Raw genomic sequence first — 25537 nt, forward strand, 5'->3', positions numbered from 1 at the left:
CTATCATTATTCGGTTTTACTTTTCATCCAAGATGTTAAATCTTCGACTACTTTTCTGTTTACGGCAGGCGGGAAGAAATGCGTGAATTGAGGGAAATACCAGCTTTCGACCTCTTTGTCATGCATTTTCAACCTTTTTTCCAGCCGGTATGCGTGTTCTATGGCGACATTGTCATCTTTTTCACCATGTATGATCAGGACGGGTACATTCAAATCATCAATCGCAAACAATGGTGTACGGTATTCATATTGATCCGGGCATTTTTTAGGTGTTCCGCCGATGACACGCTTCATCATCCGACGCATATCGACCCGTTCGACATATGTTAAAAACATATCCGACACACCTCCCCATGTGACGATCGACGCTGCATTCCTGCAGTATATCCCAGTCCAAAGGGCCATGATGCCGCCACGGGAGAATCCGAGGATATGAATGTGATCCTTGTTCACCCTGGGATGCTGTTCAAGAAGATTGAATCCTGATATCGCATCGAATCGATCTTCGCCTCCAAAATCCTCATCCCCCTCCCCGCCTTGATTTCCACGATAAAAAGGAGCAAAAACGATGAAACCTTCTACAGCATACTGCACGATCCTTGCAGGCCTCACCTTGCCGACATTTTTAATCCCGCCGCGTAAATATAAGAAGGCATCATGTATTTCGCCATCAACCGGTTCAGCCAGCAAACCTTTTACCTTCAGGCCTTGTGATATGTACGTAACTGAATAAAGATGGATTCGTGGATGCGGTGATGGAAACCGCTGTTTTGAAATAATCGTTCCGTTCTCCAATTTCCACTCTCCTTTCTCTTTATTCTTATTGTAAAACATCCGCTTGTTTTTATCCCCTGAGAGGCATTCACATTTTTTTCTTCCGTTCATACGATAATGTAGGCAAAATACCCATATATCAAGGAGGAAGGCATTTTGAAAAAATGGTGTAAAGCAGGTGTCGTATTTTTACTTCTGTTCGTGCTGGTGATCCCGCTTGGCGCATGCGGCAACAAAGAACAGGAAACAACGAAGGTAAGGGTTGCCGAAGTAACCCGCTCCCTTTTCTATACACCGCAATATGTCGCTATCGAAAAAGGCTTTTTTAAAGATGAGGGCCTCAGCATTGATTTGAAAACGACGGCAGGCGGCGACAAGACGATGACCACGCTTCTTTCCAATGGCGCGGATATTGCTCTCGTTGGCTCCGAAACATCGATTTACGTTCAGGCACAAGGCTCGAATGACCCCGTCATCAACTTCGCCCAATTAACACAGACGGATGGAACGTTCCTTGTTTCACGTGAAAAAATTGACAACTTCAATTGGGATATGCTGAAAAACTCTACATTCCTAGGCCAGCGCAAAGGCGGGATGCCGCAAATGGCCGGCGAGTTCGTATTGAAAAAACATAACATAGACCCGAAAAAAGATTTGAACCTCATCCAGAACATTGATTTCGCGAATGTCGCAACTGCCTTCGCTTCCGGAACCGGCGATTATGTTCAACTGTTCGAACCAACGGCCAGTGTGTTTGAAAAAGAAGGAAAAGGCTATATCGTCGCTTCTTTCGGCACCGAGTCCGGTCATCTTCCATATACAGTTTATATGGCTAAAGAAAGCTATTTGAAAGAAGACAAAGAGACTGTCGAAAAATTCACGAGGGCCTTGAAGAAAGCACAAGATTGGGTTCAGGAAAACGATGCTGCCGAAATTGCCGAAGTCATTCAGCCGTATTTTGAGGATACCAATCTCGAGACGATGGAAACAGTCATCAACCGCTACAAAGAACAAGGATCCTTTGCCACCGATCCCATTCTTGATGAAGAAGAATGGAACAATCTGCAAAACATCATGGATGAAGCAGGCGAGCTTCCAACACGTATTAGCCATGAAGAGCTGGTCAATACCGACTTTGCTGAAGAAGTCACAAAATAACATAGCAAAAGGTAAGGAGGATGTCCGATGAGCTTTTTAAAAATCCAAGACATTCACCATACTTATTTTTCAAATCAGACGGCAGCGACCGCACTTGCGGACATTTCCCTCGACATTGAAAAAGGTGAATTCGTCTCTTTTCTAGGTCCGAGCGGCTGCGGAAAAACCACCCTGCTTTCCATCATCGCCGGGCTCTTTCCGCCCACTTCAGGAAAGATCCTGCTCGAAAACAAACCGCTGAAAGCCAACAGCGACCTTTCAATCGGCTATATGCTGCAGCAGGATTATCTATTTCCATGGAAGACGATAGAAGAAAATATCTTATTAGGATTGAAACTGATAAAAAAAGATGAAGGACTCGAGAGAATAAAAACGCTTAAACTTTTAAGTGACGTTGGATTGGGAGACACCGGAAAATTATATCCGCGCGAACTATCGGGAGGAATGAGGCAAAGGGCTGCACTGGCACGGACACTGGCAGTCGACCCAAAAATCCTTTTGCTTGATGAACCGTTTTCAGCTCTTGATTACCAAACCAAGTTGAAGTTGGAAGACCTTGTTTTTGAAACCCTGAAATCCTTCGGAAAGACAGCCGTCCTCGTCACCCATGATATCGGTGAAGCCATTGCGATGAGTGACCGCATCTTTCTGTTTTCCGCGAACCCGGGAAGCGTGCACAAAACCTTCAAGGTGCCCGATGAATTGCGTGAACTCACGCCTTTCCATGCACGCAACCATCCGCAGTATCCGATGCTATTTCAAACGATCTGGAAGGAGCTTGAGAGCCTTGAATATTGAACAGCTTCATAACCAATATAAAACCTCATTAAAAAAAGAAAACAGGCTCATTCGCTTTTATCAGATCCTGATTTTCATCGTTTTTTTCAGCAGTTGGGAACTTTTATCCAGGAAGGAACTGATCGATCCGCTCATCTTCAGCTCCCCGACTAAAGTGTGGCATCTTTTCATACAGAAATTGGGTGACGGAACCCTGCTATCCCATTCCGGAGTGACGCTATTCGAGACCGTTCTCGGCTTTATCATAGGAACACTGCTTGGAACGATCCTGGCATCCCTGCTTTGGTGGTCGCCAAGATTATCCAAAACACTTGATCCTTATCTCGTCATTTTAAATGCGATGCCGAAAGTGGCACTCGGCCCCATCATCATCGTAGCATTTGGCCCTGGATTTCCATCCATCATCTCGATGGGGGCGATCATCTCCATCATCATCACCACCATCGTCGTCTACACTGCATTTCGCGAAGTGGACCCGAACTACCTGAAAGTACTCCAAACTTTTGGCGCCACAAGAACACAAGCTTTTCGGGAAGCCATATTACCCGCATCCTTCCCAACGATCATCTCGACATTGAAAGTGAATGTCGGCCTCTCCTGGGTCGGCGTCATCGTAGGGGAATTCCTTGTTTCGGCCAAAGGACTCGGCTACCTAATCATTTATGGCTTTCAAGTCTTCAACTTCACCCTTGTAATGCTTGCCTTGATGATCATTGCCGTCTTTGCCACAATCATGTATCAACTAGTCGAACTGCTCGAGCGAAAATTAATCAAAGACTGACCAAACTGCCGATAAGCCTCGGCAGTTTTTCACTCATGCTGAGTTAAAACATGAATGTAGTTGGTTTCGGCGATTTACTCGTGAGTTTTCGTGATTTACTCGTGAATTCTACCGTTTTACTCGTGAGTTCCTGACATTCACTCGTTTCTTTGCAAAGTGCCATCATTCAGTCTCGATAAGCTCAACGGTACAATCTCATCTTTCATGATGAAGCTAAACTCCTCACCGAGTACATCCGGCAATGATTCCATAAAGATCGGGCCATCCGTTTCCAGGTAATTCCGTTTCTTCTCTATTTCACGCAATTCGGCATAGTATATTGATTTAACGAATGGCTTCACTGGATCATGCACTTTATATTGTCCCAAAAACTGCAGCTGGCCCACCAAGCCTCCTGTTTCTTCATAAACTTCCCGTATGGCCGTTTCTTCAATGGATTCCCCTGCTTCCCGTTTACCGCCAGGGAACTCGAATCCCCTTTCTCTGTGTTTGGTCAATACCCACCTGCCCTTATATCGGCTTAGCACAAAAACATGCCAAGGCTCTCCAAAGACAGGATTCTCGGAGAATTCGACCTTATATCCGTTCTTATCAAGAAATCGTTTCATTTTTCCCCTTCTCTCCGTATAAGAAATGGTGCTATGCTCCTTGTTTCATTATATGGGTAAAAAAAATCACTATCCAGCGGGAATCTGCATTACATCAAAAAAACGATGGACCCTCAATATTCGAGGCCATCGTCTGTTGGTTTTGCCTGTAGTATTCCCATGCTTTCTATATGCCGCCTTCCTTCTTCAGTTCCCAGGGCGTAAATCATTTCGTAAATTTTTTGAAGGGTGATATCCTGCTTATCATTTTCACGGTCAAAATGATATTGAAGGTATGGGACATGTGCCCGGTAAAAATTTTCTTCCCCTATTGAATAATTGTAATCAAATAATTCACGTAATTTGATGATTTCATTATCTGTCGCCTCGATTTCGAAGTTCCATGGAGAACTTTCCCTATCTTGTGTTATCTGGCCATTCGGAAGCCAAATGTAATATTTTTTCCTGTCTTCAGACACATTCATCCACCCTTTCCATATATCCTACGCTTATTTTTCACGTATTTCCCCACTTCATACGATGGAAAATTTTGTTTACAGAAGAACAAAGATGTTAAATAATAGATTAAAGTATCTTTCAAAGGGTAAAACATATAATAAGCCCAAGCATCCCTTAAGATTTTTATATGCACCCAGAGGTTTTTTTGATAACCTACATATAAAGAGATAACGGATTTCTAATAAATGTGAGGTGAAAGTTTTGAAGTTAATTGAAGAATTATACAATATGTACCGTGATAAGATGACTGGTGATGAAGAAGATATTGATATGCTTACGTTTGCGGTTCTTGAACAGCTTGACCGCAAGGAAATTTTCGAATTGCTTCAAGAGATGGATGATCAGGAACTAACCAATTTAATGGGCCTTTACATTATTGAAACGTTAAAAGGGAAGTTTGCTCAAAATAGTTTGAGCGACACGAAACCTACACATTTTCCGCCTAGGAATATTCATTAAATACATACCATGTCAGGTGTCCCTCTTTTGATGGATGCCTTTTTTATGGGTTAAACCAAAAAAAAAGCCCTACCGAAGCAGGGCTTTTCCTAAATCTTAATGTCCTAAATACGCACGCAGCATCCAAGCATGTTTGTTTAAGCTTTTCTTCATGCCTGTCAGCATATCGGCCGTAACCGGATCTTCTTGTTCGGCAACTTCGATGATTTCCAGGAACTCTTCGGAAAGCTTTTCAAAATCACTTATGACGCTTTGGACCATATCTTCTGTATTTTCATTACCTGTCGCTTCTTCGATCGTCGTTAATTCCATGTACTCTTTAAGGGTAGCAACCGGCTTTTCACCAATGGCCAATAGTCTTTCAGCCAATTCGTCATAGTTGGATGTCACTTCTTTATATAACTCTTCCAATTTTTGGTGAAGTTCAAAGAAGTGCGGTCCATTCACGAACCAATGGTAATTATGAATTTTTGTATAAAGAACACTGAAGTTTGCTATTTCCTTATTCACTAAAGTTCCTAATTTTTTCTGAGCCATAAATATCTACCTCCGTAAGTTGGTTATACCTTTATAATTCCCTCTATTCGAAAATTGAAACATTATCTGACTCGGTTCTTATGCTAAAATGAATCTAAATTGTGAACGTTAGGAGCTGTAAAGTATGATTACGGTTTTAGTTATCTCCATTATTGTGATTCTGATTGTATTGGCACTATCGGTCTTAACCATCGGAAAAGGTTACAGCTACAAGCATACAGTCGATCCGGTCAAACCTTTGCCAGAGGATGAGGGAAAAAAAGAAGAACCCGAAAAATGAAAAAAGTTCCTGTCACAAATGGACAGGAACTTTTTTATTAACCGAAAACTTTATGAAGATCTTCTTTATCTTGTGCAAGCCAGAAATTCATTAATTTCTTAGCTCCTTCAAGATCATGCAATTTTGCTTGGCCGCATTGTTTTTCGTTTGCAGCAGGAATTTCGGTAATTGTAACAGCATCCTTGAATGTATCCTCAAGAACATCGATGATTTCCGTCACAGTCGGCTCGCCGCTGACCACAAGGTAATATCCTGTTTGACATCCCATTGGCGAAATGTCGATAATATCAAAGTGATCAAAGCGCTCGGAATGCTTACGGATATTGAATGCAAGCAAATGTTCCAGGGTATGGATCGTGTCCGGCTTCATCGCTTGTTTATTCGGCTGGCAAAAACGGATATCAAATTTATTAACAACACCGTCTGTTCCTACCTTATGGACACCGCAATGTCTAACATATGGGGCTTTAACAGCGTTATGATCTAATTCAAAGCTTTCAACTGAAGGCATTTAATTCACTCCTTAATTGTATGTCATCTCTATTTTACCTTGAATAACAATATATTTCATCCTTTAAAATTAATTCTCATTATATCAATCGGATTGCCAATAGGCTCATTCCTTTTTTACCCTTTTGGGAAATTTAGAAAATATGCTATAATTGAGGGTAGTCAATTTACTCGAAAAGAGCTGAAAGCATCGTGCTGAAAAAAATAGTAATGGGATTCATCCGTTTTTACCAAGTTGCCATTTCTCCATTAAAACCGCCCACCTGCCGTTTTTATCCAACTTGTTCCCATTATGGTTTGGAAGCGGTCAATCGTTTCGGACCTATAAAAGGAAGCTGGTTAGCACTCATCCGGATTCTTAAATGTCATCCGTTTCATCCAGGGGGCATTGACCTTGTTCCCGAAAAAAAAGAAAAAGGTAAGGACCAATAAAAAAAACCCTTGCTTTCCTTTGCAATCTTTTGTATCATACAGAAGTCAAATCGTAATCATTTCGTTTTTACCATATAAAATTCAAATCGTAATCAATACGAATTATAAAGGAGCATATCATATGAAAATTCGAGCATGGCTCTCCCTTTTCCTTGTTACTGCGGTATTTCTGTCAGCCTGCGGCAACTCAAAGGGAGAATCGAGTAAAAAGGAAACCAAGGATGCCTTGGATATATATACGACAGTTTACCCTTTACAATACTTCACTGAGGCCATTGGCGGGGAGTACGTGAATGTCGAGACGGTTTATCCTCCAGGAACGGATGAGCACTCATTCGAACCCTCTCAAAAAGATATTGTGAAAATGGCTGAATCAGACCTGTTTTTCTATATTGGCTATAATCTTGAAGGCTTTGTAACCAAAGCTGAACCAATTCTAAGCAAAGAAGGAGTCAGCACAATTGCGGTGGGTGAAACGGTTCATCTTGATGAAGAGGAGCATGAGCATGAAGATGAACATGCAAATGAAGAAGACGGTCATGACCATGGGGGCGTTAATCCACATTTGTGGTTAGATCCCGTCTATTCCATTGACATGGCTAAAACCATCAAGGATGAATTAACGAAAAAAATGCCGGAACAGGAAGAATATTTCAACAGCCATTTCAATGAGCTTTCCGAAAAGCTTAAGGCACTAGATGAAAAATTCGCGACGACGATCGAGTCAGGCCGTACCAATAAGATCATCGTTTCCCATTCTGCATATGGTTATTGGGAGGAACGCTATGGATTGGAACAAATTGGCGTCACAGGACTAACGTCTTCAAACGAACCTTCTCAAAAGGAACTGGGGAAAATCGTAACCATGGCTGAAAAAGAAGAATTGAACTATGTCATCTTTGAGCAGAATATCAGTTCTAAACTTACCGAAATCATCCAAAAGGAAATGGGAGCGAAATCACTTGAGCTCCATAACCTTTCCGTGTTGACGGAAAAAGATATCGAAGCTGGCGAAGATTACTTCAGTTTAATGGAAAGAAACGTCAAGACACTGCAAACTGCCTTGCAATAGACGAGAAAGAAGCGGCTCCCTTTGGATTCGCTTCTTTTTTGTACCTCGGTACTCTAAAGAGTTCTTGGAGTTTCGGTTCCTGACAAATATAAAGAAGAAGGGAACCCCTTTCAATGGGATTCCCTTACTTTAGTTATTCCTTTAAATACTTCTCACGGATCTTTTCCATTTTCGTCATCAATTCGGTTCCAATCGTGGATTCGAATTCCGGATAGATGACGGTCATCTCATCCATCCATTCTTTCTTTTCTTCATCTGACAGTTTATAGATGTCGATATTCGATTTTTGCTGGATTTCCCTTAGCTGTTCCTGATTCAATTCATTTGATTTGATCCATAGCCATTTCGTTGTATCATCCATCGCCCGTTGGATTTGCTGCTGAATATCCAACGGGAGTTTGTTCCAAAACTGTTCGTTTATCATGACTACATACCCTAAATAGCCATGATCACTGATCGTTAAATACTTTTGCACTTCATATAATTTCTTGGAATAGATATTCGAAATCGTATTTTCCTGGCTGTCCGTTTCGTTGATTTCAAGGCTTTTGAACGTTTCATTAAACTCCAGGACAGAAGTTGTCGCTCCAAAATGCTTGAATTGGCTTTCCAAGACTGCACTTGGCATGATTCTGAAATGCTTTCCTGCAAAATCACTTGGATGCCGTATCGGCTTACTGCTTGTAATCTGTTTATAGTTATTCGACCAAAATGCGAGTCCTTCGATATCGATGATATTCAGCTGCTTGAGCAGCTCTTCCCCCACTTCCCCATTCAACGCTTCCTGCAAGGCCTCATCCGTTGGAAAGACGTAAGGGAGGTCCAATAGCATCCATTTCTTTGATATGCTCGTGATTTTAGATGCAGTCGGTGCAATCATCTGCACCTTGTTTTCTTGTAATGCCTCAATCTCTTCCTGATCACTATATAATGACTGATTAGGATAAACTTCTATTTTGACACGATGGTCTGTATATTCATCGACAAGTTGGGCAAATCGGTTTGCAGCTAGCCCTTTAGGTGTATTTTCGGCAACGACATGACTGAACTTAATCACGATTTGATCCTTCATCCCGACCTGCTCCTCATCCTTCGGCAAATTGAAACCGAAGCTTGTAAAGAACGATTGAAACGATATATACACGGCTATCAACAGCCCCAAGCCAATTAACAAGAAATACCCCCATAATGCACGCATACCGACAACTCCTCACCGCTCACTTCACATTATCACTATTCTATCACAGCTTTTTGCTGTCGTAATACACTGCGCGAAAAATAGCGAAAAGTGATAGAAATTCTGTTACTATTAAGTATAGAAGTAATGGAGGAAAACCAATGGATAAATCCTTTCATATGCCCATTCAAATTAAAATCACCCTGCTATCATTCGTAATCGTCGCTTTTTCGATACTTATAGGCGGGATTTTTATATTCGGAAATATCGTTTCGGTCAGGGAAGATGAAATCGGCAAACGATCCATGATCACAGCCCATACCATTGCCGAACTCCCTGAAGTACAGAAATTGGTCCGTGAACCTGAAGGATGGACGCAGCTTAATCCGATTATTGAAAACTTAAGAAAAATCCATCAAGCGGATTATATAGTTGTACTCAACAATCAGCATATACGCTATTCCCACCCGGTGTTCAGTCAATTGGGGACCCCATCTAGCAGCGGTGATGAAAGCGCTGCGTTCGCTGAACACGAATACCTTTCAAAGGCTGCTGGCGAACTTGGCATTTCCGTCCGCGCCTTTGTCCCGATCCTCGATGGAGATAGAGAGCAAATCGGCGTCGTGCTGGTCGGGAATATCCTGCCTACGATACCGGAATTAATCAAGGACCTGAAAGGCGAAATCGCGATTATCCTGGTCCTTACCCTTCTATTCGGTGTTTGCGGCTCTTGGCTCATGGCAAAAAGGATAAAAAAAGAAACCTTCCAACTGGAACCCCATGAAATTTCACGGATGTTGGTTGAAAGGACAGCCGCTTTCAATGCCATGCATGAAGGGGTCATCGCCATAGATAATAATCAGGCCATCACGATTTTCAATGAAAAGGCTAAGCAGATATTCAAGATCGAAGGTGCGGTCATAGGCAAGAATATCAATGATATCATACACGATACCCGTCTCCCGGAAGTGCTCGATCGGACATCTCCCATCTTCAATCAGGAAATCTCCGTTCAAAACAGGAATATTGTAAGCAACCGGGTACCGATAAAGATTGCGGATAAAACGATCGGTGCCGTGGCCATTTTCCAGGATCGCACCGATGTGACGAAGCTAGCTGAAGAGTTGACTAGTGTCAAAGCATTCGTTGAAGCCCTGCGCGTTCAAAACCATGAACATATGAACAAACTTCATACGATAGCAGGATTGATCCAGCTAGGTAATCTTGACGAAGCGCTGTATTACATTTTTCAGATCACGGAAGAACAAGAGGAATTGACCAGGTTTTTAACGAAGCACATTCACGATGATAATTTAGTGGGGCTGATATTAAGTAAGATCTCCTTGGGACGGGAACTCGGGATCGAGCTCATCATGGACAAACACACAAAATTGGACCGCTTCCCCGCTGGTTTGGATCATCACGATTTTGTTTTGATAATCGGAAACCTGATCGAAAACTCATTCGCAGCGCTAAAGTATTGTTCAGAGGAAACCAAACAGGTTTATCTATCCATCTACCAGGATGAACGTCATTGTCAAATCGTGCTTGAGGATAATGGACCCGGCATTCCCGAGGACATTCATAAAGATATTTTCGAATATGGTTTTACAACAAAAGGTGCGGAAGGATCAGGAATTGGTCTTTATCTAATAGACCAAATTGTAAAAAAAGCGAACGGCGAAATGAAATTCACGACACGCCCTAATGAGGGAACAAGCTTTTTTCTTTCTTTTCCGATGCATGATATAGAGGAGAACCAAAATGACTAACGAAATTCGTGTACTATTAATTGAAGATGACCCAATGGTCCAAGAGGTCAACAAACAGTTCATCGAGCGCCTGCCTGCCTTTAAAATCGTTGATACAGCTTCAAATGGGCTTGAAGGTCTGGAAAAAATCAGGCAGTCTAAACCCGACCTTGTCATTTTGGACATCTTCATGCCATCTTTAAACGGGGTTGATACACTTTATCAAATTAGAAAAGAGCAAATTGATGTGGATGTCATCATCATTTCAGCGGCAAATGATCAGAAAACGATTCGAAAAATGATACAGAACGGGGCTTTTGACTATTTAATCAAGCCATTTAAATTCGATAGGCTAAAACATACGCTGGAACAATATTATGCTTTTCGGATGGAGGTTGAACCTGATCATCAAATTTCCCAAAATCAGCTCGACCGAATCCTCTTTCAAAATAAGACACATTCTGAAGCGCGTCCGAAATATGATGTTCCGAAAGGATTGAATGGCGCGACTCTTGAGCAAGTGACGAAGTTCATAAAGACCCAGCCTGGGTCACTATCGGCAGAAGAAGTGGCTGATGGTATTGGAATCGCCAGAGTTACAGCTAGGCGCTATCTTGAATACTTGCATGGCGAAGAAGTCCTTCAGCTTGACGTTCAATATGGCAGCATAGGCCGTCCAGTCAATAGGTACCGGCTAAAAAAACCTTAAACGCATGGGGACCGGCTTGAAACGGTTCCCTTTTTACTTTCATTCTTTACGCACCTGTCTTCCGGTCATATAGGCCCCACTTTCGCTTCAAAAGAAACAGCTCGCACTCCTTCAAAGCCGTCACTTCTTTTATGACATAGTCAGGCATGCCCCTTCTTAGTAGAATTTCCGCAATAAGGTACGGTTTTTTCATACACTCTCCCCTCCTTTTCCCTTTGGTTGCCCTTCTTTTCATTCATTATACAGAATAATCCAATAAAGGAAAAATAGACAAAGCCCCATTTTCCGAAAAAATTATGGTCTATCGGGCCATTTAAATGATTTTTCTGAAAAATCTGCAGACAAATTAAAAATGTTCAGGTTGATTTCAGTCAGCCGTACCCTTTCCTCCGACTGTTAGTATCCTATTAAAATCATGTTCCAAAAGGGTGGGGTTTCCGTCCAATAAAGTACGAATTGGGTAAGTTGCATAGATCGTGGGGGTAAAAGGAGATATGATCAATATTTGATCAAAAGAGGTGGGCCGTGCACCTCCTTTGATGTTTCATTTGTACAGTTTACTATATGTAGTCAATTCCTTTAGCCGCTTTTCATTGATGGCAAAACCGATTCCAGCTTTATCGGGAACTTGGATCATGCCATTTTCGACGATGACTTCAGGATCGATTATATCTCCATCCCAATAGCGGGATGAAGATGATATATCCCCGGGAATCGTGAACCCTTTTAATGAGGCAAGTGCAATATTATGTGCACGTGAAATGCCAAATTCAATCATACCGCCGCACCAAACGGGCACATCATTTCCCAGGCATAGATCATGGATTCTTACAGCTTCCATCCAGCCGCCGACTTTAGCCATCTTAATGTTGATGACCCCACAGCTCTGGAGCGACAGTGCACTTTTTGCATCATGAAATGAATTTATGCTTTCATCAAGGCAAATGGGTGTCTGCAGCTGTTTCTGCAAAAATGAATGTTCCACAATGTCGTCATGCCCCAGCGGCTGCTCAATCATCATCAGCTTAAAGTCATCAAGCTTCTGCAGATGCGGGATGTCATCAAGAGTGTACGCTGAATTGGCATCTGCCATTAGCGGGATATCGGGATAGGCCCGACGGATTTCCGCTAAAAACTCCAGATCATTTTGAGGATTTATTTTTATTTTATATCGCTGATAACCGGAATCGGAAAAACCCTCGATCTGGCGCATCGCATCTTCTATATCATTCGATGCAATGACTACGCCAGCGGCCACTTCCCTTCGTTCGCCGCCAAACAGCCGTCCGAGGTAGACTCCTTTCTGCTTCGCATACAAATCGAGGATTGCCTGCTCTAAAGCCGACTTCGCCATTGCATTCCGCCTGATTCCGCTCCATAAGTTCGGCAGCTCATCAGGATGACTGATCTGACTGGCCAATGTCAGCGGGATTAAGAAGTCTTCCAACATATGAAAACATGTTTTGATCGTTTCCTCGGTATACCAAGGACTTGTAAAAGGCACAGCTTCCCCGTATCCAATCAATCCGTCTTCATCCATGGCTTCGACTATTATCACTTCCCGGTCGCTTACCGTTTCAAGATGCGTCTTGAATGGCCGCTTTAAAGGGGCCTTAATGAGCTTGAGGGAAATGGAGGATAACTTCATTGCCATTCCCCCATCTCCTTCTTCAGTTCCCGTCTCAGAAGCTTGCTTGCTCCATTCCGGGGAAGCTCCTTACAAAATATCACGTTCCGGGGAATCTTATAGGATGCCAAATACTCCTTGCAATATTCGAGCAGTTCGCTCTCACCTAGCTCTGCACCTTGATGCAGGACAACAAAAGCAAGCGGGACCTGTCCCCATTTTTCATCTTCTGTCCCCGTCACTCCCGCTTCGAACACATCGGGGTGCGTACTAAGGACATTTTCAATCTCGGCCGGGTAGACATTTTCACCGCCGGAAATGATTAAATCCGAGCGTCGGTCAAGCACATATAAAAAACCTTCCTCATCGAGATAACCAAGATCCCCAGTATAAAGCCATCCATCGGTAATGGCCTGCTGTGTAGCATCCATCCGATTAAAATAGCCTTTCGTCACATTCGGACCCGATACCACGATTTCCCCCACTGCACCCGGTTCACACATCGTGCCGTCTTTCTCAATCCGTAACTGCGAGGGAAACAAAGGCTTTCCCGCAGAGCCGATTTTTGTCATGCTATATTCCGGTGCCAGCGTCACAATCTGTGAAGACGTTTCGGTCATCCCATATGTTTGATAGACGGGAATCCCTTTCTCCTTACATACCTCAAGCAAATGGACGGGTGCAGGGCCGCCGCCTAACAGGAAACAGCGGAAGGTTTTTGGATAGCTTGTTCCCTTCATATCCTGCACCATCCTATTCAGCATCGCCGTCACGACCGAAATGATTGTCACGCCATTTTCCTGGATGCTCCGGTTTGCTTCCCGTTCATCGAAACGTTCCGCCAAAACGACTTTCATGCCATAAATCACATTTTTCATCAAGATGGATAAACCGCTAATATGAAAGATCGGAACCGCACAATACCAAGAATCCTCTTCATGCAATCCAAGGTTCAAAACAGACCCTACGGCACTCCACCAATGGTTGCCGAATGTTTGGATCACCCCTTTTGGATTTCCTGTCGTGCCAGATGTATACATGATCGTAGCGGTATCCTCAAGGTAAAACTCTTGAAGTATTCCTGCTGTGCCTTCATCCGGCAATTCTTCCATTAAGTGAAGCTTCAAATCCGGGAGAATCTCACCAATATCAGCCAGTTTGCCGGAGAAGGACCCTTCCGAAACCAGATAGGCAGTTTTGCTGTCCTCGATCTGCCAGGACAGCTCTTTTGCCGTTAGCTTATTATTCAGCATCACAATCTTCACACCCAGATGAAATAGTGCATGGATAACGACAACACCATCGATATGGTTACGGAGCAAAACCGCGCATGAATCGCCAGCTCCCAGACCAATGCTTGAAAGCCTTCCAGCCATCTTCTCCGATAAAGTATACAGTTCAAGAAAGCTATACGTATGACCTTCAAACTCAATTGCCGGGCGATCCGGTGAAAGATGCGCCCGATTTTTCAGCCAGTTCGGCAACTTTTCTTCTGCCATTGCTGCTTCCCCTCTTCCTTTTTGATATAGAAAACAGCCCGGCGATTTTCCGCCAAGCTGTCAGTCTCATCGATTCACGCGTTTCATTAAGGGAAACGAGGGAATTGCCCAAAGTCCGGAGTGCGTTTTTCTTTGAATGCATCGCGGCCTTCTTTTGCTTCTTCTGTTGTATAGTATAAAAGTGTAGCGTCACCAGCCAATTGCTGAAGACCTGCAAGGCCATCCGTGTCAGCGTTCATTGCCGCTTTCAGGAAACGAAGTGCAGTCGGGCTCTTCTCTAGCATTTCTTCACACCATTTAACCGTTTCCGCTTCTAATTGGTCTAAAGGCACGACCGTGTTGACCAATCCCATATCCAATGCTTCCTGTGCATTGTATTGACGGCATAGGTACCAGATTTCGCGCGCCTTTTTATGACCCACGATACGTGCAAGGTAGCCAGAACCATAACCAGCATCAAAGCTTCCTACATTCGGTCCAGTTTGTCCGAAAATTGCATTGTCAGCAGCAATCGTCAAGTCACATACCACGTTCAAGACATTACCTCCGCCAATTGCATATCCTGCCACCATGGCTACGACCGGTTTTGGAATGACGCGGATCAAACGTTGCAAATCAAGAACATTTAGACGCGGAATGTTATCTTCACCCACATATCCGCCATTTCCGCGGACTTTTTGGTCTCCGCCTGAACAGAATGCTTTGCCGCCTACACCTGTTAAAATAATGACACCAATGCTGGAATCATCACGCGCCCTTGCAAATGCATCAATCATTTCAGCAGTCGTTTTTGGCGTGAATGCATTATGTACATGCGGTCGATTGATGGACACTTTCGCAATCCCGTTATATTTTTCATATAAAATCTCATCATATTCACGTATTGTTTCCCATTGAATCGTCACATTAATTCCTCCTTATATTTCGCTTTAAAAACTCACTTATTATTTTACCAAACTTTTCTCCAACTTCCACATGAATCGCATGTCCCGCATCATTTATTATTTTCCATTCGGCGCGCTTCAGCTTTTTTTTCATCGAGTCCGCTATTCGACAAAACTTATGGTCAAGTTCACCGGTTACAAGGAGCACCGGGAAATCAAGGGTTTGCAGTTGTTCCCAGTAAGAAGCCTGACTGCCGGTCCCCATGCCAAGAAGGCTATTGGAAAGGCCGGCAGGGTCATTTGCCAACCGCTGCTCCCGAATGGCTGACCTGGTTTTGGCCGACAACCGTTTTTGGCTTTCAAACAGCGGGATGTTTTCCCATTGATCCACAAACTCTTCCATGCCATTTGCAAGAATCCGTTCGGCAAGCCTCCGATCATTTCCCCTTCGGATTTCCCGTTCCTCTTCTGTTAAAAGACCTGGTGAAGCACTCTCCAGTATCAATGTATCAACATATTCAGGATACAAACAGGCAAATCCCAATCCGAGCCTTCCGCCCATCGAGTATCCAAGAATATGGGCTTTCGGGAAATGTAACACATCCAAAATATACTTGATATCCTCAGCCACATTTTCCAGCTCATACCTTCGATAGTCGGCTGGTGATGCAGACATGCCATGTCCGATGATGTCGACCATGATTAGCGTATACCTGTCACTCAGTAGCGGGATGAGAAATTCCCATGTATCCCGATTTCCCGTAAATCCATGCAAAAGAACAAGAGGATCCCCATTTCCCGTTATTTCAACAGCATAATTGACATCCTTGCTGACAATATTCATGATATTTCCCTGTCTAACACCATTTTTATTTCCTGGGAAACAAAGCTCCACAAATTTCGATGCTTTTGTAAATTGGACTCTCTTTCTGTCGGTACTTCGATGATTTTCAGACCTTGAATTTCGAACGACTCTGTAAATACCTTCTCGAACTCATCCCAATTTTGCACCTTGTTGTATTTACCACCATAAAGCTGGGCAGTATGTGAAAAATCAAGCCCATGAGGCGTGCCGAATAGCGTTTCGAAATGTTCCCTCTCATTCGCCTGCGGCAAGAAGGAAAAAATGCCGCCGCCATCATTATTAACCAGCAAAATCGTGATATTTTGTTTTTGAAGTTTTGCTGCAAGCAAGCCATTCATATCATGGAAAAAGCTTAAATCCCCGATTGCCAGCACTGTATTTTTCGATACCGTGCTCACGCCAAGTGCAGTGGAAACGACACCATCGATGCCATTCGCCCCACGATTGGCAATGGTTTGGATTCCCTTTCCATTATTCAAAAAGAAAGTATCCAAATCACGTATAGGCATACTATTCCCGACAAATAACGTCGACTCCAATGGCATCATATCAGCAAGCAAAGCGAACAGCTTGCCTTCGCTTAACTCCGCTTCATCCCTGACGGAGGCTAAGGCATCCTTCGTCGCCCCGTTGACGGTTTGCCATAAGCGAAGCCATTCATCATCAGGGGAAGAAGTAATGCTTTCAGCTATTCCCAGACAAAAATCTTTCTCTTCGCTGTAAATCATATTCGTTGCCAAACCGGCTGGTTCGCGCCAGCCTGCTCCGCCATCGACGACCAAAGTAATCGCCTGTTTTTGTTTTTTCATGAATAACAATAACGGTTTAGAAACAGGCATTGCCCCGAATCGCAAGATCACTTCCGGCCTGAACGCCGCTTTTGCCGTTTCATCGCGCAGAAACGTATCGTACGCATCAATGATGACGGCTTTATCATGACTTCCGCTCCTTAACTGTGAAAGGGGATCAGCCAGTACCGGAAAAGCAAGTTTTTTCGCTAATGCGACTATGGCTTCCTTCATCTCTGGATGCGGTAATTCGCCACATACAATGATACCTTGCTTAGCTTTTGACAATGTAGTTGCAACCGCTTCTAATTGTGATGCGGACAATGACCGTTCTCCACTGTCAATCAAAACTGCAGGCGTCCTTTTAGTTTGCCGGTACTCCTTTGCTTGCTCCAGGTCCGGAATCAATGGTTCCCGAAGCGGGAAATTCAAATGTACAGGCCCTGCCGGTTCAGCGGCCGCAGTAGCCACTGCCCTTGCACCGACCGTTCTGGCATACCGCATCATCCCATCCGTGCTTTCAGGAAGTGCCATTTCGACAAACCATTTTACATGTCTCCCGTAAAGGTGTATCTGATCGATCGCCTGCGGGGCTCCGACATCTCGCAATTCATGCGGACGGTCAGCGGTAAGTACAATAAGCGGCACTCTTGAATAGAAAGCCTCGATGACGGCTGGGTAATAGTTTGCAGCGGCTGTACCGGACGTACAAAGAAGTCCGACAGGTTCTTTTAAGGCCTTAGCCAAACCAAGGGCAAAAAAAGCAGCCGAACGCTCATCCACATTAATATGAATTTCGATATCAGGATGTTCCACTAGCAGCAAAGCCAGTGGTGTGGATCGTGAACCTGGGCTCACCACCACATGCTTCACCTCATTTTGTGCAAGCTCATCGACGAATGAAGCAGCATACGCTGTCAATGCATCTCGGTCATTCATTAAGATTTCCTCCTAAAGCACTTAACATCGGATTGAATTTAATCCCCGTTTCCCGGAATTCACTTTCGGGTGTCGAATCTTCCACTACTCCGCATCCGGCAAAGAGCGATGCCTCATTGTTCTGTATCAGGGCAGAACGTATCCCTACAGCGAATTCCCCGTTCCCATACGTATCCACCCAGCCTAAAGGACCCGCATAAAATCCGCGTTCCAGACCTTCCAATTCCCGAATTCGGACAACAGCCTTTTCTTTTGGAAGTCCGCCCATGGCAGGTGTGGGATGGAGGTTCTCGACAAATTCAAAAATCGTGACACCTTTCTTGGATATACCGCGAACCGGTGTGTACAAATGCTGGATATGACGGTTTTTCATAAGTGTCGGTCCGGCTGGGACCATCACCTTTTCGCATACAGAATCAAAAGCATTGGATATCATCGACACGACATATTGATGCTCTTGTAAATTCTTTTGGTCATGAAGCAATTCTTCACCAAGACAAACATCTTCTTGCTCATCTTTCCCTCGCCGCATCGATCCGGCAAGGCAGGTAGAAAAAACTTCATTTCCCTGTTTCTTAATCAAACGTTCGGGAGTGGCACCGACAAAACAGTCACCACCAGCCTCCAAACTGAAAATATAACTCAATGGCTGCTCAGCAATCAATTGTTCAAGCACTTTCCCTGAATCGATGGAACGTTCAAAACCAAGTCGAAGCTCCCTTGCCAAAACAATCTTGTCGAGATCTGTCGTCTTGATTTCCTGTACAGCCTCTGCGACCGTCCGCTTCCATTCCTCAGGTTCGACTTCCCTCTGCATAACAAGGGAATTTGCACCCAATCCATTGCCATCCAAGCTTTCGAAGAGGAAAGCTTCCCGTTCATTTATCATATCTATGAAGAGTTTTTCTGAATCATCAGGCGAACAAAGTAAGTTTGTCGTTAAGTAAGCTTGTTTCCCCACTATTGACAGCATGAAGGCAGGTATATAAAACAGATTGTCCCCGAACTGATTCCAAAGGAGCGTACTGTCAGTTTCATAATCAAAAGAAAAGCCCCCAAACAGTAAAGGACCTGTCGCTTCTACATCGGTCACTCCTGTTTTGACAGCATCATTCTGCAGTTTGATCCAGCTCTTTTCGACTTCTCTATAACGTTTGGCATTCGATGCCGCTTTGAGTTTCTTAACATTGCCTAAACCGGTGATGGTTATTTCCTTTGCAGGGTCCTCCCAGAAAAAGCGTTCACCTGCATACCGTTCTCTTCCAGCTTGATAAAATGAAAGGGGGCTGTTGCATTTAATCTTCTTAATATGACTGAATAGAACTTGATCATTCAAGTCCTTCGCCTTTTGTATAGCTGAAGCCAGTCCCTGAAACTGTTCAGTTTCCTCTGAGATAGCCAAAAAAATCCCCCCAAATGTACATTTTAAAAGCTATTTAACCTATTTAAAGATACACCTCCCTTGAACCTCATGTCAATAAAACGCCCCTTTACCGAACGATTCTTCCCTGCTTTTTTCCTTATTATATGAATCTTAGCGAATGTAGAGAAATACCCTTGATTTTGGAAATGAATCACCCATGAATTTCAATTACACCCATACCCACTTTTCCTGCATTTATTAGGATAACCTTTTGTGCAACATTTCAATATTTGTTATAATTTCGAGAGAACCAATAATGATTTTGAGGAGAGAAATAATGCAAACAGAATACGACGGACTTCCCCTTAAACGGACCTGGAAGATTTGGTGGGAGTTAATTCGTCCACATACACTAACCGCAGCTTTTGTCCCAGTCTTACTTGGAACTGTGATTGCACTTTTGGAAGATGGAGTGAATTGGTTACTATTCGCTGCCATGATGGTTGCAAGTATCCTGATTCAAGCTGCAACCAATTTATTCAATGAATACTATGATTTCAAGAGAGGCCTGGATACGGAGGAATCCGTAGGCATCGGAGGCGGGATCGTCCGTCATGGGATGACCCCCAGACTAATCATGAACTTGGCCCTTGGCATGTATGCCATCGCCTTGATCATTGGAATCTATATCTGTGCCGCATCGTCTTGGTGGCTAGCTGCAGTAGGCCTCGTTTGCATGCTTGTCGGCTATCTTTATACAGGCGGTCCCCTGCCCATTTCATATACACCGTTCGGGGAACTTTTTTCTGGATTGTTCATGGGCTTTTTGATAATCCTGATCGCCTTTTTCATTCAAACCGGTGATGTTTCTTCAACAGCCATCTTAATTGCCATTCCAAGTGGGATACTGGTAGGGCTGATCAACTTATCCAATAACCTCCGGGATCATGATGGGGATAAGGCACATGGCCGCAAAACGATGCCAGTCGTGATGGGCAGGAAAAACGCCCTGACATTCATGGCAATCATGTTCGCTTTCTCTTATCTATGGCTTGTTGGGCTCGTTCTTACCGGAAGCGTTACGGCTTGGATTCTCCTTGCCTTCCTTAGCATACCGAAGGCAATGGCCGCAATAAAAGGCTTCGTAGGTAAAACACAGCCGATCACGATGGTGCCGGCAATGAAAGCCACTGCCCAAACGAACACCTTCTTTGGCTTACTCATGGCCATTGGATTATTCATCAGCTATCTTATATAGTCTTCGGGGACTGAGCCCATCCGCTCAGTCCTTTTTTCTATCTTCCGTTCCATATTGTTTTCCTATACTCCGATTCGGGTAATAGATAATACAACCACCTTACCAATATAAAAAGAGATTTGGACTTTAGTTTAGAAGGAGTGAATTGGATATGGCAACGAAACAACAAACGCAAAAATTTAAAAAAGAACTGCTTCAGGAAAAAAATGAGCTATGTAATAGAATTCAAAATGATGAACAATCCGTTCTGGATAAAAGCCAGACGGAATCCGTAGGTGAATTATCATCCTATGATAATCATCCTGCAGACCTAGGGACCGAATTATTCGAGATGGAACGTAATCAAGCACTCGATGAGCATGCACAATCCGAAATGGAGAAAATAGAAGAAGCTTTGAAAGCCATGGAAGAAGGATCGTATGGCCATTGTAAAACCTGCAATAAGGAAATCCCCATCGAGAGGCTTGAAGCGATCCCAAGCACCCTCTACTGTGTCGAGCATTCCCCAGAACGAACGCTTTCACAAGACAGGCCAGTGGAAGAGGATATACTGATTCCATCCAAGGGTGATCATTTTGAAAATCGTCATGGAATCGAAATGGCAGCTAAAGAAGATAGCTTTGGTGAAGTGGCCAAATTCGGTACATCAGAAACGCCATCTGATTATACCGGTGATCATGACAATTACAATGATCTTTATAAAAACGAGGATGAAACGGATGGATTTCCTGAAGACTATGAAGGATTTGCAGCAAATGATATCGAAGGAAAAACGAGAGTGGATATACCGAACAAAAAGCAAAAGGAATATGAAGATACCCTGAAAGAAGAAAATATAGAATCCCAACTTGTAGACATTCCCTATAAACAAAAAGATGGTTATATCAAGGAAAATAAATAAAAAAAAGAAGCATACATGAATGTATGCTTCCTTTTTTGTTATGACCCGTACGGGATTCGAACCCGTGTTACCGCCGTGAAAGGGCGGTGTCTTAACCGCTTGACCAACGGGCCAACTGGCGGAGAAGGAGGGATTTGAACCCTCGCGCCGCTCGCGCGACCTACACCCTTAGCAGGGGCGCCTCTTCAGCCTCTTGAGTACTTCCCCATGGCTCCGCAGGTAGGACTCGAACCTACGACCGTTCGGTTAACAGCCGAATGCTCTACCACTGAGCTACTGCGGAACAATATGAATATGGTGGGCCTAAATGGACTCGAACCATCGACCTCACGCTTATCAGGCGTGCGCTCTAACCAGCTGAGCTATAGGCCCATATTTGGAGCGGGTGAAGGGAATCGAACCCTCATCATCAGCTTGGAAGGCTGAGGTTTTACCACTAAACTACACCCGCGAAATGGGGCGACTGATGGGAATCGAACCCACGAATGCCTGAACCACAATCAGGTGCGTTAACCACTTCGCCACAATCGCCGTAATTTTGTAAGATATGGTGGCTCAGGACGGAATCGAACCGCCGACACAAGGATTTTCAGTCCTTTGCTCTACCGACTGAGCTACTGAGCCACATATGTATTCAATTTAAATAATGGCGGTCCCGACGGGAATCGAACCCGCGATCTCCTGCGTGACAGGCAGGCATGTTAACCGCTACACCACGGGACCTAATAATTGCGGGGACAGGATTTGAACCTGCGACCTTCGGGTTATGAGCCCGACGAGCTACCGGACTGCTCCACCCCGCGACGGTAATAATGAAACGATTAGCATCAAGCTTTCGTGAATATTGTTTCGTCCGCATCCTTTATGTAAGGTTGTTTTAAAACAACTTGCTGCTTTTAGAAAAAATGGAGGAGGTAGAGGGATTCGAACCCCCGCGGGATTTGACTCCCCTGTCGGTTTTCAAGACCGATCCCTTCAGCCGAACTTGGGTATACCTCCACGGCTTTTAAAAAATGAATATGGTGGACCTTGTAGGACTCGAACCTACGACCGGACGGTTATGAGCCGTCTGCTCTAACCAGCTGAGCTAAAGGTCCTTATATTTATTGGTAGCGGCGGAGGGGATCGAACCCCCGACCTCACGGGTATGAACCGTACGCTCTAGCCAGCTGAGCTACACCGCCAATATAATATAAGTTTCTGATTGAAAAATGGTGGAGCCTAGCGGGATCGAACCGCTGACCTCCTGCGTGCAAGGCAGGCGCTCTCCCAGCTGAGCTAAGGCCCCATTCATTAAAAATCACGTGGTCGGGAAGACAGGATTCGAACCTGCGACCCCTTGGTCCCAAACCAAGTGCTCTACCAAGCTGAGCTACTTCCCGCAATAAAAACATGGTGCGCCCGGCGGGAGTCGAACCTACAACCTTCTGATTCGTAGTCAGATGCTCTATCCAATTGAGCTACGGGCGCATATTATGATGGTGCCGAGGACCGGAATCGAACCGGTACGGTAGTCACCTACCGCAGGATTTTAAGTCCTGTGCGTCTGCCAGTTCCGCCACCCCGGCACATACGAAAAGTGGAGCGGAAGACGGGATTCGAACCCGCGACCCCAACCTTGGCAAGGTTGTATTCTACCACTGAACTACTTCCGCATGAAAGATGCGGGTGAAGGGACTTGAACCCCCACGCCTTGCGGCGCCAGATCCTAAGTCTGGTGCGTCTGCCAATTCCGCCACACCCGCATATAAATGGTGAGCCATGAAGGATTCGAACCTTCGACCCTCTGATTAAAAGTCAGATGCTCTACCAACTGAGCTAATGGCTCGTGCTTGTACTATCTTAAAAAGTGGTGCCGGCAAGAGGACTTGAACCCCCAACCTACTGATTACAAGTCAGTTGCTCTACCAGTTGAGCTACACCGGCAGGTGTAAAATGGTGGAGGATGACGGGATCGAACCGCCGACCCTCTGCTTGTAAGGCAGATGCTCTCCCAGCTGAGCTAATCCTCCATATGAAACCTGCTTGGCGACGTCCTACTCTCACAGGGGGAAACCCCCAACTACCATCGGCGCTGAAGAGCTTAACTGCCGTGTTCGGAATGGGAACGGGTGTGACCTCTTCGCTATCGTCACCAAACAATGTTAACATTTTTTCAAGACATATATTATTATAACGTCTTTTTGAGAAAATGCAAGAAGAAATTTTCATTCCTTCAAAACTAGATAATAAGAAGGTATTTCATTTTTTAAAAAGCGTTGGTTAAGTCCTCGATCTATTAGTATCAGTCAGCTCCACATGTCACCATGCTTCCACCTCTGACCTATCAACCTGATCATCTTTCAGGGATCTTACTAGCTTGCGCCATGGGAAATCTCATCTTGAGGGGGGCTTCATGCTTAGATGCTTTCAGCACTTATCCCGTCCGCACGTAGCTACCCAGCTATGCCTTTGGCAAGACAACTGGTACACCAGCGGTGCGTCCATCCCGGTCCTCTCGTACTAAGGACAGCTCCTCTCAAATTTCCTGCGCCCGCGACGGATAGGGACCGAACTGTCTCACGACGTTCTGAACCCAGCTCGCGTACCGCTTTAATGGGCGAACAGCCCAACCCTTGGGACCGACTACAGCCCCAGGATGCGATGAGCCGACATCGAGGTGCCAAACCTCCCCGTCGATGTGGACTCTTGGGGGAGATAAGCCTGTTATCCCCGGGGTAGCTTTTATCCGTTGAGCGATGGCCCTTCCATGCGGAACCACCGGATCACTAAGCCCGACTTTCGTCCCTGCTCGACTTGTAGGTCTCGCAGTCAAGCTCCCTTGTGCCTTTACACTCTACGAATGATTTCCAACCATTCTGAGGGAACCTTTGGGCGCCTCCGTTACTCTTTAGGAGGCGACCGCCCCAGTCAAACTGCCCACCTGACACTGTCTCCCACCCCGATAAGGGGCGCGGGTTAGAATTTCAATACAGCCAGGGTAGTATCCCACCAACGCCTCCACCGAAGCTGGCGCTCCGGCTTCTCAGGCTCCTACCTATCCTGTACAAGCTGTACCAAAATTCAATATCAGGCTGCAGTAAAGCTCCACGGGGTCTTTCCGTCCTGTCGCGGGTAACCTGCATCTTCACAGGTACTATAATTTCACCGAGTCTCTCGTTGAGACAGTGCCCAGATCGTTACACCTTTCGTGCGGGTCGGAACTTACCCGACAAGGAATTTCGCTACCTTAGGACCGTTATAGTTACGGCCGCCGTTTACTGGGGCTTCGGTTCAAAGCTTCGCTTGCGCTAACCTCTCCCCTTAACCTTCCAGCACCGGGCAGGTGTCAGCCCCTATACTTCGCCTTGCGGCTTCGCAGAGACCTGTGTTTTTGCTAAACAGTCGCCTGGGCCTATTCACTGCGGCTTTTCTGGGCTATTCACCCTAAAAAGCACCCCTTCTCCCGAAGTTACGGGGTCATTTTGCCGAGTTCCTTAACGAGAGTTCTCTCGCACACCTTAGGATTCTCTCCTCGCCTACCTGTGTCGGTTTGCGGTACGGGCACCTTACATCTCACTAGAGGCTTTTCTTGGCAGCGTGGAATCAGGAACTTCGGTACTATATTTCCCTCGCCATCACAGCTCCGCCTTAATGGAAACGGGATTTGCCTCGTTTCCGGCCTAACTGCTTGGACGCGCATATCCAACAGCGCGCTTACCCTATCCTTCTGCGTCCCCCCATCGTTCAAACGATGTATAGGTGGTACAGGAATATCAACCTGTTGTCCATCGCCTACGCCTTTCGGCCTCGGCTTAGGTCCCGACTAACCCTGAGCGGACGAGCCTTCCTCAGGAAACCTTAGGCATTCGGTGGAAGGGATTCTCACC

24 protein-coding genes, 21 tRNA genes and 2 rRNA genes (1 of these 47 only partly in view) are annotated in these 25537 nt (G+C 44.9%); 11 read left to right on the forward strand and 36 right to left on the reverse strand.

What is annotated here, in order from left to right; all coding sequences use genetic code 11:
- Window positions 1-6 precede the first annotated feature (6 nt).
- Entirely contained in the window at window positions 7-795 is a 789-nt protein-coding gene (locus ACJ9PY_RS23790; protein ID WP_223255908.1) for an alpha/beta hydrolase family protein, read from the reverse strand.
- Between the two features lie 135 nt (window positions 796-930).
- Between ACJ9PY_RS23790 and ACJ9PY_RS23795 the strand changes: the two genes are divergently transcribed.
- Genes ACJ9PY_RS23795 through ACJ9PY_RS23805 form a run of 3 tightly spaced genes read left to right on the forward strand, consistent with a single transcriptional unit; the run spans window position 931 to window position 3511 of the window.
- Window positions 931-1932, forward strand: a complete 1002-nt coding sequence (locus tag ACJ9PY_RS23795; protein WP_411739155.1) for an ABC transporter substrate-binding protein — start codon at window positions 931-933, stop codon at window positions 1930-1932.
- A 27-nt stretch (window positions 1933-1959) separates the two neighbouring features.
- Complete coding sequence (locus tag ACJ9PY_RS23800; protein ID WP_057279181.1) at window positions 1960-2730, forward strand: ABC transporter ATP-binding protein; 771 nt, start codon at window positions 1960-1962, stop codon at window positions 2728-2730.
- The gene (locus ACJ9PY_RS23805) at window positions 2720-3511 is read left to right on the forward strand and encodes an ABC transporter permease (RefSeq protein WP_223255909.1); all 792 of its coding nucleotides are present in this window, start codon (window positions 2720-2722) and stop codon (window positions 3509-3511) included. Before ACJ9PY_RS23800 ends, ACJ9PY_RS23805 begins: the two co-directional genes overlap by 11 nt.
- 137 nt (window positions 3512-3648) lie before the next feature.
- Here the strand turns inward: ACJ9PY_RS23805 and ytkD are convergent, their stop codons facing one another.
- Both ytkD and ACJ9PY_RS23815 read right to left on the reverse strand, forming a co-directional pair.
- A complete protein-coding gene (ytkD, locus tag ACJ9PY_RS23810) occupies window positions 3649-4119 on the reverse strand; it encodes an RNA deprotection pyrophosphohydrolase (protein WP_145504257.1) in 471 nt (156 codons plus the stop codon).
- 113 nt (window positions 4120-4232) lie between these two features.
- Window positions 4233-4583 carry a hypothetical protein gene (locus ACJ9PY_RS23815; protein ID WP_048686500.1) on the reverse strand — a complete coding sequence of 117 codons (351 nt, stop codon included), beginning with the start codon at window positions 4581-4583 and terminating at the stop codon, window positions 4233-4235.
- Window positions 4584-4809: 226 nt separating this feature from the next.
- Between ACJ9PY_RS23815 and ACJ9PY_RS23820 the strand changes: the two genes are divergently transcribed.
- A complete protein-coding gene (locus tag ACJ9PY_RS23820; RefSeq protein WP_372464619.1) occupies window positions 4810-5076 on the forward strand; it encodes a DUF6154 family protein in 267 nt (88 codons plus the stop codon).
- Between the two features lie 96 nt (window positions 5077-5172).
- Here the strand turns inward: ACJ9PY_RS23820 and ACJ9PY_RS23825 are convergent, their stop codons facing one another.
- Window positions 5173-5613, reverse strand: a complete 441-nt coding sequence (locus tag ACJ9PY_RS23825; RefSeq protein ID WP_048686502.1) for a Dps family protein — start codon at window positions 5611-5613, stop codon at window positions 5173-5175.
- Between the two features lie 124 nt (window positions 5614-5737).
- Here ACJ9PY_RS23825 and ytzI point away from each other — a divergent pair, with 124 nt between their 5' ends.
- Window positions 5738-5893 carry a YtzI protein gene (gene ytzI / locus ACJ9PY_RS23830; RefSeq protein ID WP_034310518.1) on the forward strand — a complete coding sequence of 52 codons (156 nt, stop codon included), beginning with the start codon at window positions 5738-5740 and terminating at the stop codon, window positions 5891-5893.
- A 37-nt stretch (window positions 5894-5930) separates the two neighbouring features.
- On the opposite strand, the gene ACJ9PY_RS23835 is transcribed toward ytzI, so the two are convergent.
- A complete protein-coding gene (locus ACJ9PY_RS23835) occupies window positions 5931-6404 on the reverse strand; it encodes an S-ribosylhomocysteine lyase (protein ID WP_034310515.1) in 474 nt (157 codons plus the stop codon).
- Window positions 6405-6613: 209 nt separating this feature from the next.
- Here ACJ9PY_RS23835 and yidD point away from each other — a divergent pair, with 209 nt between their 5' ends.
- On the forward strand, window positions 6614-6835 hold the full coding sequence (yidD, locus tag ACJ9PY_RS23840) for a membrane protein insertion efficiency factor YidD (protein WP_411740325.1): 222 nt from the start codon (window positions 6614-6616) through the stop codon (window positions 6833-6835).
- A 121-nt stretch (window positions 6836-6956) separates the two neighbouring features.
- Window positions 6957-7907: a metal ABC transporter solute-binding protein, Zn/Mn family gene (locus ACJ9PY_RS23845; protein ID WP_411739156.1), complete on the forward strand. Its 951-nt coding sequence runs from the start codon at window positions 6957-6959 to the stop codon at window positions 7905-7907.
- 133 nt (window positions 7908-8040) lie between these two features.
- Here the strand turns inward: ACJ9PY_RS23845 and ACJ9PY_RS23850 are convergent, their stop codons facing one another.
- The gene (locus ACJ9PY_RS23850) at window positions 8041-9105 is read right to left on the reverse strand and encodes a DctP family TRAP transporter solute-binding subunit (protein ID WP_034310509.1); all 1065 of its coding nucleotides are present in this window, start codon (window positions 9103-9105) and stop codon (window positions 8041-8043) included.
- Window positions 9106-9245: 140 nt separating this feature from the next.
- Between ACJ9PY_RS23850 and ACJ9PY_RS23855 the strand changes: the two genes are divergently transcribed.
- Window positions 9246-10856 (forward strand): ATP-binding protein, encoded by a 1611-nt coding sequence (locus ACJ9PY_RS23855; protein ID WP_411739157.1) that lies wholly within the window; start codon window positions 9246-9248, stop codon window positions 10854-10856.
- Entirely contained in the window at window positions 10849-11544 is a 696-nt protein-coding gene (locus ACJ9PY_RS23860; RefSeq protein WP_057279187.1) for a response regulator, read from the forward strand. The genes ACJ9PY_RS23855 and ACJ9PY_RS23860 overlap by 8 nt, the downstream gene beginning before the upstream one ends.
- Before the next feature lie 46 nt (window positions 11545-11590).
- Here ACJ9PY_RS23860 and ACJ9PY_RS23865 read toward each other — a convergent pair whose 3' ends face one another.
- From ACJ9PY_RS23865 to ACJ9PY_RS23895, 7 genes are all read right to left on the reverse strand, one after another.
- On the reverse strand, window positions 11591-11737 hold the full coding sequence (locus ACJ9PY_RS23865; RefSeq protein WP_153246142.1) for a hypothetical protein: 147 nt from the start codon (window positions 11735-11737) through the stop codon (window positions 11591-11593).
- A 351-nt stretch (window positions 11738-12088) separates the two neighbouring features.
- On the reverse strand, window positions 12089-13192 hold the full coding sequence (menC, locus tag ACJ9PY_RS23870; RefSeq protein WP_063577583.1) for an o-succinylbenzoate synthase: 1104 nt from the start codon (window positions 13190-13192) through the stop codon (window positions 12089-12091).
- Window positions 13189-14670 (reverse strand): o-succinylbenzoate--CoA ligase, encoded by a 1482-nt coding sequence (locus tag ACJ9PY_RS23875; RefSeq protein ID WP_411739158.1) that lies wholly within the window; start codon window positions 14668-14670, stop codon window positions 13189-13191. Before ACJ9PY_RS23875 ends, menC begins: the two co-directional genes overlap by 4 nt.
- Before the next feature lie 86 nt (window positions 14671-14756).
- Window positions 14757-15569, reverse strand: coding sequence for a 1,4-dihydroxy-2-naphthoyl-CoA synthase (gene menB, locus ACJ9PY_RS23880; protein WP_370029151.1), 813 nt, complete (start codon window positions 15567-15569; stop codon window positions 14757-14759).
- A gap of 7 nt (window positions 15570-15576) precedes the next feature.
- The gene (gene menH / locus ACJ9PY_RS23885) at window positions 15577-16398 is read right to left on the reverse strand and encodes a 2-succinyl-6-hydroxy-2,4-cyclohexadiene-1-carboxylate synthase (RefSeq protein ID WP_411739159.1); all 822 of its coding nucleotides are present in this window, start codon (window positions 16396-16398) and stop codon (window positions 15577-15579) included.
- Window positions 16395-18146 (reverse strand): 2-succinyl-5-enolpyruvyl-6-hydroxy-3-cyclohexene-1-carboxylic-acid synthase, encoded by a 1752-nt coding sequence (gene menD, locus ACJ9PY_RS23890; RefSeq protein ID WP_411739160.1) that lies wholly within the window; start codon window positions 18144-18146, stop codon window positions 16395-16397. Before menD ends, menH begins: the two co-directional genes overlap by 4 nt.
- Window positions 18139-19548 (reverse strand): isochorismate synthase MenF, encoded by a 1410-nt coding sequence (locus tag ACJ9PY_RS23895; protein ID WP_411739161.1) that lies wholly within the window; start codon window positions 19546-19548, stop codon window positions 18139-18141. The genes menD and ACJ9PY_RS23895 overlap by 8 nt, the downstream gene beginning before the upstream one ends.
- 298 nt (window positions 19549-19846) lie before the next feature.
- On the opposite strand from ACJ9PY_RS23895, the gene ACJ9PY_RS23900 reads away from it, so the two are divergent.
- Both ACJ9PY_RS23900 and ACJ9PY_RS23905 read left to right on the forward strand, forming a co-directional pair.
- On the forward strand, window positions 19847-20767 hold the full coding sequence (locus ACJ9PY_RS23900; RefSeq protein ID WP_063574831.1) for a 1,4-dihydroxy-2-naphthoate polyprenyltransferase: 921 nt from the start codon (window positions 19847-19849) through the stop codon (window positions 20765-20767).
- A 151-nt stretch (window positions 20768-20918) separates the two neighbouring features.
- Entirely contained in the window at window positions 20919-21668 is a 750-nt protein-coding gene (locus ACJ9PY_RS23905; protein ID WP_411739162.1) for a TraR/DksA C4-type zinc finger protein, read from the forward strand.
- Window positions 21669-21709: 41 nt separating this feature from the next.
- Here the strand turns inward: ACJ9PY_RS23905 and ACJ9PY_RS23910 are convergent.
- The 23 genes from ACJ9PY_RS23910 to ACJ9PY_RS24020 form a co-directional block, all read right to left on the reverse strand.
- Window positions 21710-21781 (reverse strand) — tRNA-Glu (locus ACJ9PY_RS23910).
- 3 nt (window positions 21782-21784) lie between these two features.
- Window positions 21785-21875: transfer RNA gene (locus tag ACJ9PY_RS23915), tRNA-Ser, on the reverse strand.
- A gap of 1 nt (window position 21876) precedes the next feature.
- Window positions 21877-21951, reverse strand: a tRNA-Asn gene (locus ACJ9PY_RS23920).
- A gap of 12 nt (window positions 21952-21963) precedes the next feature.
- Window positions 21964-22040: transfer RNA gene (locus ACJ9PY_RS23925), tRNA-Ile, on the reverse strand.
- A gap of 5 nt (window positions 22041-22045) precedes the next feature.
- Window positions 22046-22119, reverse strand: a tRNA-Gly gene (locus tag ACJ9PY_RS23930).
- A 4-nt stretch (window positions 22120-22123) separates the two neighbouring features.
- Window positions 22124-22199: transfer RNA gene (locus ACJ9PY_RS23935), tRNA-His, on the reverse strand.
- A 17-nt stretch (window positions 22200-22216) separates the two neighbouring features.
- Window positions 22217-22292: transfer RNA gene (locus ACJ9PY_RS23940), tRNA-Phe, on the reverse strand.
- 23 nt (window positions 22293-22315) lie between these two features.
- A tRNA-Asp gene (locus ACJ9PY_RS23945) sits at window positions 22316-22391 on the reverse strand.
- A gap of 6 nt (window positions 22392-22397) precedes the next feature.
- Window positions 22398-22471, reverse strand: a tRNA-Met gene (locus ACJ9PY_RS23950).
- Between the two features lie 103 nt (window positions 22472-22574).
- Window positions 22575-22667: transfer RNA gene (locus ACJ9PY_RS23955), tRNA-Ser, on the reverse strand.
- Window positions 22668-22688: 21 nt separating this feature from the next.
- Window positions 22689-22765: transfer RNA gene (locus ACJ9PY_RS23960), tRNA-Ile, on the reverse strand.
- Between the two features lie 10 nt (window positions 22766-22775).
- A tRNA-Met gene (locus ACJ9PY_RS23965) sits at window positions 22776-22852 on the reverse strand.
- 28 nt (window positions 22853-22880) lie between these two features.
- Window positions 22881-22956, reverse strand: a tRNA-Ala gene (locus ACJ9PY_RS23970).
- Between the two features lie 17 nt (window positions 22957-22973).
- A tRNA-Pro gene (locus ACJ9PY_RS23975) sits at window positions 22974-23050 on the reverse strand.
- An 11-nt stretch (window positions 23051-23061) separates the two neighbouring features.
- Window positions 23062-23138, reverse strand: a tRNA-Arg gene (locus ACJ9PY_RS23980).
- 9 nt (window positions 23139-23147) lie between these two features.
- Window positions 23148-23236, reverse strand: a tRNA-Leu gene (locus tag ACJ9PY_RS23985).
- Window positions 23237-23248: 12 nt separating this feature from the next.
- A tRNA-Gly gene (locus ACJ9PY_RS23990) sits at window positions 23249-23323 on the reverse strand.
- 8 nt (window positions 23324-23331) lie between these two features.
- Window positions 23332-23413 (reverse strand) — tRNA-Leu (locus tag ACJ9PY_RS23995).
- A gap of 7 nt (window positions 23414-23420) precedes the next feature.
- Window positions 23421-23496: transfer RNA gene (locus ACJ9PY_RS24000), tRNA-Lys, on the reverse strand.
- 22 nt (window positions 23497-23518) lie between these two features.
- Window positions 23519-23594 (reverse strand) — tRNA-Thr (locus tag ACJ9PY_RS24005).
- Window positions 23595-23604: 10 nt separating this feature from the next.
- Window positions 23605-23680 (reverse strand) — tRNA-Val (locus ACJ9PY_RS24010).
- A gap of 11 nt (window positions 23681-23691) precedes the next feature.
- Window positions 23692-23807, reverse strand: a 5S ribosomal RNA gene (gene rrf, locus ACJ9PY_RS24015).
- A 119-nt stretch (window positions 23808-23926) separates the two neighbouring features.
- Window positions 23927-25537 (reverse strand): 23S ribosomal RNA (locus ACJ9PY_RS24020) (it continues 1322 nt past the right edge of the window).

It is taken from the genome of Peribacillus sp. S4 (assembly GCF_046715815.1).
GTDB lineage: Bacteria > Bacillota > Bacilli > Bacillales > DSM-1321 > Peribacillus > Peribacillus frigoritolerans.